Origin of the sequence: Paenibacillus sp. FSL L8-0663, assembly GCF_038008125.1 — a bacterium.
Classification (GTDB): domain Bacteria; phylum Bacillota; class Bacilli; order Paenibacillales; family Paenibacillaceae; genus Paenibacillus; species Paenibacillus polymyxa_D.
Genome location: NZ_JBBOYM010000001.1, coordinates 1,201,041 through 1,215,225, shown reverse-complemented (window position 1 = coordinate 1,215,225; position 14,185 = coordinate 1,201,041). Strand labels below are relative to the sequence as shown.

Genomic DNA, 14,185 nt, shown 5'->3' with positions numbered 1-14,185 from the left:
CACAAGAAGGATATCATGTTCTTTTTACTCATTTTTTGTAAAATCTTCATATTGATTAATGATCATTTCCTGTTCGCGCCGCTCTTTCTGCTCTCTAATCCCCAACCATGGTTCACAATCTTCATCTTCATAGATCGTCCAAATATCGGAAAATAAATAATCGCGTATTTCTACTATTTTTCCGGCCTGTCCGCCATCTGTCCAGTATAAGCCTTCCGGGCGTCGAATGAGGGTGCGGGAAAATCCCGGGGTAGATGCCTTTTGTCCTACGCGGATACGACTAATCATCGGACCAAACATGTACCATTCCAATTCATATCCCTCCCTATCTTCTTTATCATATCACAGCAGTTACCAAAAAAACGCTAATTGAGAATGGGCATCTCCCTATTCGCATGATTTTAACTTCCTACAGACACACTAACTGAAGGTTTAGCCGTTCCGCTGTTTGGGTAAGGTCGGAATAAGCAACAAAAAGTAAAGGAGCTGAGCAACATGGCAAATCGTGACGATCGAACTACTGAGCTACATGACAATGATTTTGAGCCTTCTCTGCAAAATGCAGAAACCAACTGGGAGAATCTGACCGAAGGGCCGGATACTCCTCTGGAGGACGTACCAGATGCCGATGAACTGACACCGAACAGTCCCGTTGATCCTTCTGCTCCTGCCGAATTCCTGCATGGTACCGATTTGCTGAATGGTACCGATGGGGATGAAGAAGATCAACTGGAAAGCGACGATATGCTGGATTAACCACTTCATTTTATCGAGTGAAAGAAAACGGTTACCCATTCTGCTATGCGGGTAATGTAGTGTATAACAGAAAGGAGTTGACTGATCTCCTATGTATAAAGATCCGATGTCTCAGGCCGATATGGAATACAAACGGTATAAAGCCTTGAATCCTGTGGAAGCAGACGACCGTAGGACTGCGGACAAGACGAATACGGACGATACCTCGACCGAAGATAACCCACGAGGAGTCGCATCTGCGAATCCCGAACCCAGGGATCAAGGAAAATAAAAGGGCAGCAATTCAAGGGCAAAAACTTGAACCTGATAATCAGGGCTTGCCTTCTGCACCTACTTTGTTTAAAATAAGGTCAAATCTTTTGAATACCATGAACAAAGACATCGACGGAGACAAGTAAACGTCTAATGGATTCCCACAGAAAGGTACGAATTGCTGAGAGCGTACCGCAATCCCGCGTTGAAATTCACTCCCGAGTCGAGCCTTGAACCGACAGAAGGATTCATTCCTTTGTCCGAGTAGAGGTTTCCGGAAGCCCCCGTTACGGGCATCAAGCTCAGAAGTTACTGCTGTCGACTGAACGACGTTGACGATTCGTATGTATACTTCTGTAATTAGGGTGGTACCACGGCATTCGTCCCTTGCGGCGAGTGCCTTTTTGTGTTATTTTCTGCAAAAAAGTCCATGGACTGACAGAAAAAACAAATTAAATTCGGGAAGGGTGTAGTACTGTATGTCTACAAATGAAAATTCTTTGGAGCTGCTGCGTGAACAACTCGATGCTACAAATTTGCAATTGCTGGAGCTGCTGTCCCAACGCGCTGAACTGGCCGGACAACTTGGAAAATTGAAGGAAGCTCAAGGGGTACCTGACTTTGATCCGGTACGTGAGCAACAAATGCTGGACAAGCTGATCGCGGCTAACCGTGGGCCTTTTGACGATGCTACGATTCGCCAACTGTTCAAAAATATTTTCAAGGCTTCTTTGAACTATCAAAAAGAAGAACACAAAAAACATCTGATCGTCAGCCGCAAAAATCAACCAGATAGCACAATTATTAAGGTTAAAGATACGCTGGTAGGCGGCAAAGCCTCCATCATGGTCGCAGGTCCATGCTCGGTGGAAAGCTACCAGCAAACTCGTGAAGTAGGTGCGGCTCTCAAGGAAGCCGGTGTGCCGATTCTTCGTGGTGGCGCGTTTAAACCACGTACGTCTCCGTACGATTTCCAAGGACTGGGCGTGGAAGGACTGCAAATTCTCAAACGTGTAGGTGATGAGTTCGGACTGGCTACAATTAGTGAAATCGTCGATCCAAGACATTTGGAGGAAGCGATCCAATACATCGACATTATTCAAATTGGTGCACGTAACATGCACAACTTTGAATTGCTCAAAGCTGCGGGTGAAACAAGAACTCCGGTTCTGCTCAAACGCGGACTGGCTGCAACAATGGAAGAGTTCCTTCATGCTGCTGAATACATCGTTTCCCGTGGTAACACGCAAGTCATGCTGATTGAACGCGGTATCCGTACGTACGAAAAATGGACGCGTAACACGCTGGATATTTCCGCTGTTCCGATTTTGAAAAAGGAAAGTCATCTGCCTGTATTGGTGGACGTGACTCACTCGACAGGCCGTAAGGACATCCTGGCCCCTTGCGCCAAAGCTGCCCTGGCTGCTGGAGCCGACGGTATCATGGTGGAGGTCCATCCGAACCCGGCAGTCGCTTTGTCCGATGCTCAGCAACAGCTGAACATTCCTGAGTTCCACAACTTCCTATCTGAAGTCAAAGAATCCGGTTTATTCAAAGCGTAAAACTAATTTTATGCTGGGACTTGTAAACCGCTTTCATTTTCTCGGACATTGATGTAAAATCGGATCAGGATTGTGACTGATCATGCAGGCAAAACCTAAATGTATATATGCTCAACTATTGTTGAGACATATATATGTTTAGGTTTTTTTTATGCCTAAATCTTGAATAAAAAGAATACTTACATGGTCATAATCCTAAAAAACATCATAGGAGCGTTCAGAGTGGGGAACAAAAATGAGAGAAAGTAAACACGATTGACTTGCAAGGTAGTGATACGAATGCAGTTAGTTTCACAGTTCCCGCAGATGCTAAGTCAGGGAATACGCTTCATATCATTGCAGAAGTACAGGACAATGTAAAACATCCTTTAAAGCATTATCAACGTGTGATTGTAACCGTAAAATAATAGAACACAACATCCAATAAAATTAGGCTCATGGAACACTCCATGGGCCTGTTTATTTTTGCACATCGGACCTCAGACAATCTCTATACACGTTTCATGCTTTTTTCAGTCAAAGGAATATAATATCCTTTGCCATTCGGACCCATAGCAAATTTATTGCGGAGATGGATTAGATTAGGGCCGAATTTCTCTTCTAATTGTTCACGGAACTCATATAGGATTTCCATGATATAAATATCATGAATAATCACTTCCGTAATCGGCATCACCAGACCCGGGTGTAACGTCCATGCAGCGCGGCTGTCATCACCAAGTGAAAGTATGCCAGCTACGACCTCCCGGTCGTCTATGCTAAGTACAATCCACCGACCCCCAATTTCGGACGTAATCTCTTCACTCATATCATGGCGGTAAACAGTAGCGAAATCAAAGTTAAGCTCCCCATACGCTACAATGATTACTTCAATTCCTTGTTGGGCTACTTGCTCTAAGGCATCTCGGAACACCTCGGCATCCTCTTTCCAAATTTCCAATAAAATTCGGTGTTTTGCTCCTTTTACCCCTTCATTTATGCGATTGATAATGGCTTCATACCCCGAAATATTCCAAATATTCTCTCTGTTTTGAAATGATGCCGTGTACTGCTCCAAACTCTCTTGCGCCACATTGAAAATCTGCTCTGCTTTGCGTTTTCTCTGGGCAATCAATTCATGTGGCGGAAGCGGCACATACAGAGGCGTATTTTCTTGACTGACCATGATGTCCCCACGGTTGACCATTCCAGACAAAACCTCGTAAATTTTGGATCTCGGAACCCCGGAATTCAATGAAACGGCGTATCCCGAAAGCGGAGAGCTTTCCAATAAGGTCACATAAGCCTTGGCTTCATATTCACTAAAATTCAAATCCCGTAGAATTTCTAATATATTTGGTTTTGGTTTCATGACGTCTTCTCCTCAATTCGTGTTCATCCTTACTATATCACTTCCCCTTGACAAAAACTGATATACACATTATCTTTTTAGTAACGTTTTTATAGTAGTCACCATAGTAGCAACTATTGTATTTCACAGGGGATTACCTCAGGGAGGATTTAACTTGAACAAAGTCATAACTCATCACAGCGAAAGCAACAGGATTTACTACGGTTCTACGATCCTGGCCCTATTGATCTGGAGTACATCGTTTATTGCCACCAAAGCAGCCTACACGACGTTCCCCCCTCTTACCTTGGGTCTATCCAGATTTATGATAGCTTCCGTTGTGCTAGGTATCGTTTTGCTGATTAAAAAAGAACATGTCAAAGTAAAGCCAAAAGATTTGGCTACGATTTCGTTTAGTGGTGTTTTGGGAATCACTCTCTATTTTTCAATGGAGAATATAGGGGTTAGCCTGACTACCGCTTCCAACGCAGCATTAATTGTTGCATCATATCCCGCAATTACATCGCTGCTTGAACTTATTTTGTATAAAGTGAAATTATCCAAATATAAATTCTGCGGCATAGCACTGGCCATGATCGGGGTATATTTCTTGACTTCAGTTGGCGAAAGTTCGGATAGTAAGAATCAACTCATCGGAAATTTAATATTGATTGGAACGGGTTTTGCGTGGGCGTTTTACACTTTCATGACGCGTAAGGTTGTGGACAAATATCCACCCGTGACGTTATCTTTTTATCAAACCGTTGCAGGGAGTATCTTTTTTATACCGTTGGCTCTATTAGAAAAGGATCGTTGGCAGGTTCCAACAACAGGATCGTTTATGTTGTTAGTATATCTGGGTGTATTCTGCTCCGTTATCGCGTTTTTGCTTTATAATTACGGATTAATCAAGCTGTCACCGAGCAGTTCCGTTTCTCTGATGAATTTGGTTCCGATATTTGGAGTCTTATTTTCTGTGTTGCTTTTGCAAGAAACGATTACATGGCGCCAAATCATCGGCGGTTTGGTCGTTATTATCGGTGTTTTACTAAGTGCCCATCAAACAAACCGTACCTAAAATGATAGATTGCACACTAGTTAGAAAAGTTAAGACAAGCATCGTTGTTATAATTATTAGCGCTACAATACAAGGGCGAGTGACCTCACCAAAAGTTTCTCGCCCATCGGTTACATTTATGCCGTCGGTTTTTTTTCTTTTATATAAAAAAGGTGGTTATATTGATTGATGAGGTTATCCATAATTACAGACTGTCTGAGCACACTGGCATGATTAAAACCATGTTTTGCTTGCAAAATATACAGCTTTTGACGAGCATTCTCAAGCTGTTGACGCAAAATGTCGTCTCTTATCATAATATATCCCTCCTTGTCATATTATCAGTGTAGAGGGTTATGAATAAGTATACTAAAAGTAAAGGTTTGGGATAATTATCTAATCGCGCAAAAAAAGACCTGCTCTAGGAACCTTAAGCTTATGCCATTAGACAATCTGCTGTCATTCTCCTATCCGGCAGAATGAATATCCTGATCCGTGACGTTCTTCTTGGCTGAAACCGGAAAAACGTTTTTTCCCTTGGCCCATAGCAACAACGCTGCAAGCAGCAATATGCCACCGTTTAACACAAAGATCCAGCGGATTGGCATCCAGCTGCCAAGCATGCCGCCAATCAACGGCCCCGCCATGGTCGCGAGTTGGGTGGCTGATTGATTCAAGCTAAAGGCTCGTCCGCGAAACTCCGGCTTGGTGACCTCCACAGTCATTGCGTTGATAGCAGGCATGACGGACGCATAAAACAATCCATATCCAAACCGAAGCGCACCAAAACCAACGAAGTTGGATACATAAAATTGTAGAATATTCCCGATTCCCGAACCGATCAGCCCAATCAGCAGCACGTGTGCAAATCCGGTCCGTCCTCCAATCCGTCCCCACCGGGGGGCCATCAGCACGGCCGCAATACCTACGGCTGAGAATACAATTCCGGAACTTAGAGACGCTTGGCTGCGGTCAACTCCCATCTCAAGCACATATACCGTAATTAATGGTTCCAGTATCATAACAGAAAAGGTGCTTAATCCCGCCAAAATAAGCAAAAAATACAATGGCCGGTTAGCAATAGCCTCCTTGATATCATCACGAACATGCGAGCGGGTACGGGTTCCCTTGAAGCTGTCCTCTCTAGCGCCAAAGGTCGCAATTAATGCAGATACCAGTACAAGAGCTGCAGAGAAAAAAAAGGCATTCCGATTGCCATAATAATGGCTCACTACACCACCGATCAACGGGCCTATAATGCTGCCTGTCGCCCCAGCGGTCGCCATTATACCGAGCGCATAGCCCGTTTTCTCTTCTGGCGAACCCGTTCCGACCAGCGCAATCGCAGCAGGAATAAACCCGGATAGAAGACCTTGAAACAGTCGTACTCCTACGAACACATATGGATCTGTCACAAAGGCACATATCAGGTACAACACCGCCAGGCTAAAGCCTGAACGAATCAGCATCGGCTTACGTCCATATTTATCTGCAAGCGAACCCCAAAATGGGGCAATCAGCGCACTGGCTAAAAAAGTGACTCCAAAGGCAGTCCCCGACCACAGTTCCAAATGATCATTTACGCCCATTTCCGTATTCAGAAAAATAGGTAAAAACGGAATAGACACGGAATAGGCCATGCTGCAAAACAACACGCCAATCCACAAAATGACCAGGTTTCGCTTCCAATATAGATGCATGATGCCACACGTCCCTTCTGCTCATTCCATTATTACCCCCTCAATTAGAAAAGTCTACCGCCCCCCTCATCCTTCCATCGTGGAACAACCGTGAAGAAGCTGATATAATCGAATGGAATGGAGATGATGACATGGCTAAGAAAAGAAATTCGTCTTCCCCTGCTCCTGCGCCTCAGGACAAACCTGCTACGTTAAAGGATCTGTTGAGTCAGGATGTGCTGAATAAGCTTAAGGCTCAAGCCAATGAAGCCCAAGCAGAACAGGACAAGCGTAAAGAAGACGAACGGCAGCGTGCCGTCGAAGCAAAAAAAGCTGAACAGAAGAAGCTAGATAACAACTTTGAGCATCTGCTGAATAACAGCAATTTGGACTGGCACAAATACAAATAAGCCAAAACCATAACGGTTTTGGCCTATCTTTACGCTTTATGTTATAGCCAGTCACGAATATGTTGTACTGAGTACAGCACCCCTACCCAAACCGGCAGACTGAACGCCATACCCCATATGAGACCTTTTGCCAGCTTTTTGTCTACCTCCATCATGATCCTGCCCCTTTCCTTGGGAATAGCAGCAGTATGGGTCAAGAATACGGCTTTCAAACCCGTATTTCCTTATCCCCAGCAAAAAAGGTATGATAGAAAATGGAAAAGTGTTCTGCGCTGCCCCCAAACTTTAAATTAGGATGTTACACCATCCAACCTTTCAGGAGGAATATCAATGAACCGAAAAACGATACGCCCATGGTACACGCTGTGCCTACTGGCCATCATGCTCGTGCTGGTTGCTGGATGCGGTACAAAAGCGGCCGATGTGGAAGCTGCCAGCCGGACAAGCACTTCAACTCCTGCTGCGACTAAAGACAAGAACAAGGCTGTTTCCCATCCGATTGTCACGATTGTCATGAATGATGGCAAGAAAATTAAGCTTGAGCTGTATCCGGAAGTAGCACCGAACACGGTTAACAATTTCATTTCTTTGGTACAAAAGGGAGCCTATAACGGCACCATTTTCCACCGTGTGATCCCAGGCTTTATGATTCAGGGTGGTGATCCGCAAGGTAACGGTACAGGTGGCCCCGGCTACAGTATCAAAGGCGAATTCAAGAGCAATGGTGTTAACAATACACTCAAACATACACGTGGCGTATTATCCATGGCCCGCTCAGCGGATCTGGATTCGGCCGGATCGCAATTTTTCATCATGGTTGCCGATGCGGACTACCTCGACGGTCAATATGCCGCTTTCGGTAAAGTAACGTCCGGGCTGGACGTGGTCGATGCTATCGTCAATTCCAAACGGGATAGCAATGACAAACCGATCCAACCGGCTACGATGAAAAAAGTAACTGTGGATACGCTGGGTAAAAAATATCCAGCTCCAGTCAAAGTAAAGTAAGACATTCAAATCACTCTTTCAAAACGGGATAACAGCAACGACCTTGTGCATACGCATGAGGTCGTTTTTGCTTATCCCTTGATGCTCTCTAAGCTGCTACCTCTATGATGTAGTAAGAGTATATACACAAAAGGAAGCGTTTTCAATCATTATTTTTAAAGTTTTTTTCCGTTATAAGAGCCGCCAGCGTTCGACAAAAAAACTACTGTATGAGCAGTAAATTCGTCTAATTGGACTTGGTCTCGACTGAACGAATACCTTCCATCTCTTGCAGCAGTGACAGCAATTCCTCCACTCCCTCTGACCGGGACAGCTTTAGAAGCATATGAATAACCAACTGTTCACCGTTATTGATGCGCTCGGCGTGAAAACTGTGAATGCTCAGCTTCTTGTGCTCCAACAGTTCTTTGATCCGATTCAGTACGCCCGGTTCATTGTCGACCTGAACAACCACTTGTCGCGTAGACGGGGTAGCCATCTGATAAAACCGACTATGGAGCAAGGACTGAGCCGCTAAAATAAACAGCGTCACACCTGCACCAAGCCCATACATCCCTGCACCTACGGCTATACCGATTCCGGCGGTAGTCCAGATGCCTGCGGCAGTGGTCAATCCTTTGATTCTATTTTTTTGTGTGAAAATCATCCCTGCGCCGATAAAGCCGACTCCACTTATAACCTGCGCTGCTATTCTGGAAGGGTCCAGCGACAGGTTAGACCAGACGGCTTGATCCTGAAACCCATATTTGGATACCACCATCATGAGCGCTGCGCCAATACCGACAATGAAATGCGTGCGAATGCCTGCCTCCTTCATCCGACTCTTCCGTTCATAGCCGATTAACGCACCGCACAAGCCAGCGAACATGACCCGAATCAGATAATCCCAATCCCACATACTTTTTTCACTCCACTATTTATTTATGTTTTGAAAAGATGTTGCCTTAATATATACAACTCAATAATGCTACGGCAAATGAGCCGTTTATACAGCTGTTATTTTGTTATTACCCAAATTTTAAGGTATCTTCACTTCATGCTCTGGCAGATTGCGATGTACCTTTCTCCCCTTAAGCAGCCACAACTCCGGTGTATCCTGTACACCATCAAGGCGCAAGCTGAACGCCCCCGCTGGTAAATTGCGTATACGCAGCAATAGACGGTTTCCGTCTGCTACGGCATCCACAAGCTCCAACAACGTTAGTGAATCCTTCCTTAGGTGGCGGCTCAGGTCACGTGTTGTACCTGCTCTGTCCTCCCGGCTCCATATACGCAGCTCATCTACAGACGGTGTAGCAATCCGCTTGCTGAAAGAAATAACCACCTCATCTTCAGCTGATCGTTCCGCCTTAAGCGGTTTGGGCGGCTCATCGTACATGTAACCACCCAAATGGTATTCATAGGCGGTCCAGGCGTCGTACCCGCCCTCCAAGGCGGCAGCGCCAAACCGCCGCGTCCACTCACGGTCCCGAACCATACGCGCGAGAGAACCGATATCCGCCTGCACCCCGAGGGGCAGGCCCGGATAAGCGGCTCGTATCGACTGCGCGATGCGGGCGTAGCCGCGAGTATACTGCGGCGGCAGACGGCGCCGCATCCAGTCCGGCCAATGGGTCTGGAGCACGTGCATATCCGGGGCTACGCACCCGATCATGGCTACCGCGTCAAGACCCTGCCATTCCCGTAGCTGGCCGGGGACATCGCCGCGCCCGCTCACAGCAAGCGACCATGTCGCCACGCAGATGTCCGGCCGGACATCACGCACACCACCCGCACCGTTTACCAGCTCGCTGATCAGGCCATTCACGGCGTCCACGCGCAGGTCGACCCACTGCGCGTACAGCTTCGGAACCTTCCGGTAATAATTCCGCGCATGCTTGTCGCGAAAATCCGGAATGTCCTCACCGCTACGCTCGCGAAAGGCGCGCTGTGCATGTGGCCCAATATCCCCGTACACTCCACTGCGCAGCCCGTTCCATTCGGGGAAATAAGGCTCCGCCACCTCGAACCCGTCGAACGGAATGTCGGTGACGAGCCGGGCAGCGGCTTTCTTTTTCCATTCCACATACTCCTGGGCAAAATGCGAAAGCCGCTGAAACCCGTCGTTCGGTTCGCGCAGCAGCTCCATGCGCCATCCTTTCCACTCCGGCGGCAGCTGGGACACGCCAAAAGAACCGTTGCCTAGCACCATCGCCCACACCGCTATGCCTCTGCGTTGAAAAGCAGCAACAAGCGCTCCATCCACTTCATTTTCACGCACGACAAAATAATGAACGGTCTGGTAGCCCGCAAGGGCGATCTCATCTGCTATACTGTCCCGCGAACGGTTCGCGTAATAGGGAAACAACGGATCGATTTGAATACTGGGGCCGCTCAGTGCCCACGGTTTCACTTTTCCGGTCAGTGCTATAGCGTCTGTCGATTCGGGTTGGTCATTTGCGTTATAGCTCAATTCGATCCACCTCCGTCACCCGGTCTTCCCCGATACGTGTTCCTGCTATAAGTTCCTGCTGGTTCCCTATGTTACCATATTTCGCAAATGGGGTGAAATCCAGCGGTGACTGTTTCACCATCAACGTACAGAGGTATGGAATAACGAGTCAGGTTTAGTTTATGAACGGAATGGGAGGAATAGTCAATGGCAGAGCAGAGATTGCAAGGAAAGATAGCAGTGGTCAGTGGTGGAGGTTCAGGAATCGGCAAGGCGACCGCGATCCGTTTTGCAGAACAAGGCGCCAAGGTGGTCATGCTGGATCGGACACCCAAGCATGCAGAGGAGACCCAAGCAATTATTGAGCAGGCTGGCGGTGAAGCACTTGTGCTGGAATGTGATATTTCCAAGCCAGATATGATTCAGCAGGGGTTCGCTAAAGTCGTGGAAACGTACGGAAAGTTGGATATCGTGTTCGCCAACGCAGGCATTAACGGCACCATGGCCCCTATCGAGACACTGGAGCTAGAGGAATGGGACCGCACGATGAACATTAATCTTCGCGGCACCTTTGCTACTGTTAAATATGCCGTTCCTTACCTGAAAGAACGCGGCGGCAGCATTATCATTACCAGCTCCATCAACGGTAATCGAACCTTTTCGGGTATTGGATTCTCAGCCTACGCCTCCACCAAGGCAGCTCAGGTTGCGTTTATGAAAATGGCAGCGCTGGAGCTGGCACGTTACAAAATTCGGGTCAACGCGATATGCCCGGGAGCCATCGACACGCAAATTGACAATAACACATACCCTTCGGAAGACTTGAAGAAGGTACAAATTCCAGTCGAATTTCCGAAGGGCGGAGAGCATCCGCTAGAGGATGCCCCTGGTGAACCAGAGCAGGTTGCCAATCTGGTCCTGTTTCTCGCCTCAGACGAGTCATCTCATGTATCGGGTACGGAAATTTATGTAGACGGAGCAGAATCACTACTGCGTTAAGTATTAGAATGGAGAACGTTATCCCCAGGCGTACTATTGTTTAGGCATTCTTAGCATTCTTAGCAGCCTTATCCTTGGTCAGATACTTGTGGAGAAGGCTGCTTTCATATGGCTTTACAACGGCTTTGATGTCGACCTATCAGCACCATGCACAGCTCCTTTGCGAAAGCGGACATACAGCCTGCCTCCCGGGAGCACCTCGAACAACAGCATCAGAAGCGAAAAGAACAGCAGTGCAATGGCTTCTTCTGCCAGAATGTACAGAGGATATGGCCCCAAAACATCCAATATCGACGGTGTCGACGGCTTTCCGGCTAGAAACATGTAGTTAGCACCGAGAGCATCGTCTACGATCCACACTATCAGCGCCAAGCCATTCAGAAAAAGCATAGCTCCCCCCACACTCTTCCATGTCGGTTTGAGTCCTTCTATCCAGGTCATATACAAGGCTGCCAAAATAATAGCACTATGAGCTACGAAAAAATGGATAAAACGATAATGCGGAAAGGCATATGCCAAATTAGGCGTGAGTACTGCTTGGAGCGCCCCTCCAATTCCGGCAAAAAGGATGATCGGATATAACCAGCGGCTTCGAAAAATGAGCATCAGGATAGACAACAGCAGTGTCACACTACACAGTTCTAATGGCAATGAAGTCTGGACATCCCAAATATGCTGCATCACATACCAAACATTCAGAGTCACCTCTGACAGAATGAGGACTGTAATTAACAACCAGCGAATTCCCTCACTTACAGGCTTGTTCGACCGAATCCATCCCCTAGTCAGCCACAGCAGCAAAGCGCAAACAATGAGTCCCAATACAGCCAACCCATGTGACGGAGAAAAAGCCTCGAACCCTTCTGGCGCGTTGGCATCAAACCAAGGCCCTGACCACGACCTATCCATAGCTAGCCCCCTTTGATCTCTTTCTCGATCTCTTTCTCGATCTCTTTCTCGCTTCATTGCATTCTATTTTATAACCAATAGCCAATTATGTTCTAGCCGCGTTTCTTGCTTGTTCAATACCTTACCTTTATGATAAAAGATATTATATTCAAAGGAGAACCCTCATGGCCATTAATCGCCGATTAATTACAGATCAGGATTTCAATGAGGCACTGGAACGTCATCTTCGTGTCCGAGTATTTCAGGATGACCAATTGATTGGCTCTGGCGGAATCATAATCCGTTTCGACGATCAAACCATCGTCGTGCAATCCAGCGTCAGTGATCTGGCTTACCACCCTAGAAAACAATGTGAGTTTTTTGAAATTAAAAAATAGCCGCTACACACCGGGAAACCATTTTGCTGCGTTTTCCGGTGTATAGCGGCTACATTTTGTTCGTATATATCATGCCTCACATGACGATTTCTGATTATAGTTGCATTCCACGTGTTTTCATCATGAGTTTATTCGTAAGCACTTTCAAATCCTCGGAAGAAGACGAAATTTCCTGCATAATTGCTGTCTCCTCATGAGCAGCTGTATAAATTTTGTGAGCCCCTTCAGAGAAGGCCCCAGACATTTGCTGAATACGATGGATCTGCTCAAAGGTTTGATCTACCCGATTCGTCTGCTCCGTCACGGCCTCTTCCATTAAACGGATGCTCTCGACAAATTCACGTACAATAGCGTTCAAATGGTTCAGCGTCTGATCCACAGAGCTTGTCCGTTCCGCCTCGGCACTGACCAATGACGTTTGCTGATGCATCAACTGCACTGTCTCTACGATTTGTGACTGCACACGGCTAACGATGGCATTTATTTGCTGCACAGACTCCGTACTTTGGGCGGCAAGTGCGCGAATTTGGTGAGCCACTACCGCAAACCCGTTCCCTTCTTCTCCCGCACGCGCCGCTTCTATAGAAGCATTCAACGCCAGCAAATGGGTTTGTTCAGCAATATCCTTCACGGTGCTTGTAATCGCTTCAATTTGGGAAGCTTCTTTTTCCAGTCGTGCAATTACCTGCTGCGAACGACCATGTGATGCTGTCAGCTCTCCCATTCCATCCATCAGGGATGAAAATACGGTCTGCGTCGAATCTACTGAATGCTCCATATGGCCTGACAGTTCCAGCATATGTCCCGATTTGCTACGCATCATTTTAAAATCGCCCAGCATTCGGTCTGCTGTTTTAATCGATTGGGCAGATGCTTGCTTTTGCTGCTCCACGCCATTCAAAATATCTTCTACCACCGAAGACATGGACTCAATTTGTGTGGTAGCCTGTACAATAGCCAAGCTCAGATTTTCCGCACTTTGCGAAGTGGTTCTGGTGCTGTACGAGATCTCATTGAACATATCTTTAATGTTCAGCATCATGTGCCGAAATGCATCATACAGAACTTTGATTTCATCCTCCGAGCGACGTTCAGGAATCACAACAGACAGGTTCCCCGCCGAAGCTTCCTCTGCCGCCTTCGCCAACCTAACAATGGGCCGCGTGAGTAATTTTGAGATCAACCAGCCCAAAATGCCACTCCACAGGACACCCAATAACAGAATGATCGAAGTGTACACCCATTCTTGTGTACCTTGAGCAAGCCAGTCCTTGAGTACAAAAATAAAAAAAGCGCTTGTTCCATAGGTTATTGCAGAAATTGAGACAAATGCAGTAACCATTTTCGTACCTAGTGACATCTTCATGTACTGTAGCCCACCCCAAAAAACTCAAATTTGATTCCATTTCACCATA

17 protein-coding genes, 1 pseudogene and 1 other annotated feature are annotated in these 14,185 nt (G+C 46.7%); of the genes and pseudogenes, 9 read left to right on the top strand and 9 right to left on the bottom strand.

The features are described 5' to 3' along the window. Positions 1-24: 24 nt before the first annotated feature. Positions 25-312 carry a hypothetical protein gene (locus MKY75_RS05400; protein ID WP_165144500.1) on the bottom strand — a complete coding sequence of 96 codons (288 nt, stop codon included), beginning with the start codon at positions 310-312 and terminating at the stop codon, positions 25-27. A gap of 183 nt (positions 313-495) precedes the next feature. Here MKY75_RS05400 and MKY75_RS05395 point away from each other — a divergent pair, with 183 nt between their 5' ends. From MKY75_RS05395 to MKY75_RS05380, 4 genes and pseudogenes are all read left to right on the top strand, one after another. Further along, positions 496-756: a hypothetical protein gene (locus tag MKY75_RS05395; RefSeq protein ID WP_029516115.1), complete on the top strand. Its 261-nt coding sequence runs from the start codon at positions 496-498 to the stop codon at positions 754-756. A 91-nt stretch (positions 757-847) separates the two neighbouring features. Next, a complete protein-coding gene (locus MKY75_RS05390) occupies positions 848-1,027 on the top strand; it encodes a hypothetical protein (protein ID WP_029516114.1) in 180 nt (59 codons plus the stop codon). A gap of 101 nt (positions 1,028-1,128) precedes the next feature. Beyond that, positions 1,129-1,399, top strand: a binding site (T-box leader). Positions 1,400-1,487: 88 nt separating this feature from the next. Beyond that, complete coding sequence (locus MKY75_RS05385) at positions 1,488-2,570, top strand: bifunctional 3-deoxy-7-phosphoheptulonate synthase/chorismate mutase (RefSeq protein ID WP_029516113.1); 1,083 nt, start codon at positions 1,488-1,490, stop codon at positions 2,568-2,570. A gap of 239 nt (positions 2,571-2,809) precedes the next feature. Beyond that, positions 2,810-2,977, top strand: a pseudogene (locus MKY75_RS05380) (hypothetical protein); the annotation flags it as partial. Positions 2,978-3,060: 83 nt separating this feature from the next. On the opposite strand, the gene MKY75_RS05375 reads toward MKY75_RS05380, so the two are convergent. Continuing rightward, positions 3,061-3,921, bottom strand: coding sequence for a TrmB family transcriptional regulator (locus MKY75_RS05375; RefSeq protein WP_029516112.1), 861 nt, complete (start codon positions 3,919-3,921; stop codon positions 3,061-3,063). A 154-nt stretch (positions 3,922-4,075) separates the two neighbouring features. Here MKY75_RS05375 and MKY75_RS05370 point away from each other — a divergent pair, with 154 nt between their 5' ends. After that, positions 4,076-4,978: a DMT family transporter gene (locus MKY75_RS05370; RefSeq protein WP_340884578.1), complete on the top strand. Its 903-nt coding sequence runs from the start codon at positions 4,076-4,078 to the stop codon at positions 4,976-4,978. 116 nt (positions 4,979-5,094) lie between these two features. On the opposite strand, the gene MKY75_RS05365 is transcribed toward MKY75_RS05370, so the two are convergent. Together MKY75_RS05365 and MKY75_RS05360 are read right to left on the bottom strand one after the other, a co-directional pair. Further along, a complete protein-coding gene (locus tag MKY75_RS05365) occupies positions 5,095-5,274 on the bottom strand; it encodes an aspartyl-phosphate phosphatase Spo0E family protein (RefSeq protein ID WP_023987319.1) in 180 nt (59 codons plus the stop codon). Between the two features lie 150 nt (positions 5,275-5,424). Next, positions 5,425-6,657 carry an MFS transporter gene (locus MKY75_RS05360; protein ID WP_029516110.1) on the bottom strand — a complete coding sequence of 411 codons (1,233 nt, stop codon included), beginning with the start codon at positions 6,655-6,657 and terminating at the stop codon, positions 5,425-5,427. A gap of 131 nt (positions 6,658-6,788) precedes the next feature. Between MKY75_RS05360 and MKY75_RS05355 the strand changes: the two genes are divergently transcribed. After that, positions 6,789-7,046, top strand: coding sequence for a YqkE family protein (locus MKY75_RS05355; RefSeq protein ID WP_029516109.1), 258 nt, complete (start codon positions 6,789-6,791; stop codon positions 7,044-7,046). 330 nt (positions 7,047-7,376) lie between these two features. Continuing rightward, complete coding sequence (locus MKY75_RS05350) at positions 7,377-8,054, top strand: peptidylprolyl isomerase (RefSeq protein WP_029516108.1); 678 nt, start codon at positions 7,377-7,379, stop codon at positions 8,052-8,054. Positions 8,055-8,280: 226 nt separating this feature from the next. Here the strand turns inward: MKY75_RS05350 and MKY75_RS05345 are convergent, their stop codons facing one another. The 3 genes from MKY75_RS05345 to MKY75_RS05335 form a co-directional block, all read right to left on the bottom strand. Then, on the bottom strand, positions 8,281-8,952 hold the full coding sequence (locus MKY75_RS05345) for an MgtC/SapB family protein (RefSeq protein ID WP_340884577.1): 672 nt from the start codon (positions 8,950-8,952) through the stop codon (positions 8,281-8,283). Between the two features lie 120 nt (positions 8,953-9,072). After that, positions 9,073-10,506: an N-acyl-D-glucosamine 2-epimerase gene (locus MKY75_RS05340; RefSeq protein WP_340884576.1), complete on the bottom strand. Its 1,434-nt coding sequence runs from the start codon at positions 10,504-10,506 to the stop codon at positions 9,073-9,075. Continuing rightward, positions 10,496-10,630, bottom strand: a complete 135-nt coding sequence (locus MKY75_RS05335; RefSeq protein ID WP_268988484.1) for a hypothetical protein — start codon at positions 10,628-10,630, stop codon at positions 10,496-10,498. Before MKY75_RS05335 ends, MKY75_RS05340 begins: the two co-directional genes overlap by 11 nt. Before the next feature lie 62 nt (positions 10,631-10,692). Between MKY75_RS05335 and MKY75_RS05330 the strand changes: the two genes are divergently transcribed. Beyond that, the gene (locus tag MKY75_RS05330) at positions 10,693-11,484 is read left to right on the top strand and encodes an SDR family oxidoreductase (protein ID WP_165144479.1); all 792 of its coding nucleotides are present in this window, start codon (positions 10,693-10,695) and stop codon (positions 11,482-11,484) included. Between the two features lie 114 nt (positions 11,485-11,598). Here the strand turns inward: MKY75_RS05330 and MKY75_RS05325 are convergent, their stop codons facing one another. Then, the gene (locus tag MKY75_RS05325) at positions 11,599-12,393 is read right to left on the bottom strand and encodes a YwaF family protein (RefSeq protein WP_340884573.1); all 795 of its coding nucleotides are present in this window, start codon (positions 12,391-12,393) and stop codon (positions 11,599-11,601) included. Positions 12,394-12,557: 164 nt separating this feature from the next. Between MKY75_RS05325 and MKY75_RS05320 the strand changes: the two genes are divergently transcribed. Continuing rightward, positions 12,558-12,770, top strand: coding sequence for a hypothetical protein (locus MKY75_RS05320; RefSeq protein WP_013309048.1), 213 nt, complete (start codon positions 12,558-12,560; stop codon positions 12,768-12,770). Between the two features lie 94 nt (positions 12,771-12,864). Here the strand turns inward: MKY75_RS05320 and MKY75_RS05315 are convergent, their stop codons facing one another. After that, positions 12,865-14,136, bottom strand: coding sequence for a methyl-accepting chemotaxis protein (locus MKY75_RS05315; protein WP_029516103.1), 1,272 nt, complete (start codon positions 14,134-14,136; stop codon positions 12,865-12,867). Positions 14,137-14,185: the final 49 nt, after the last annotated feature.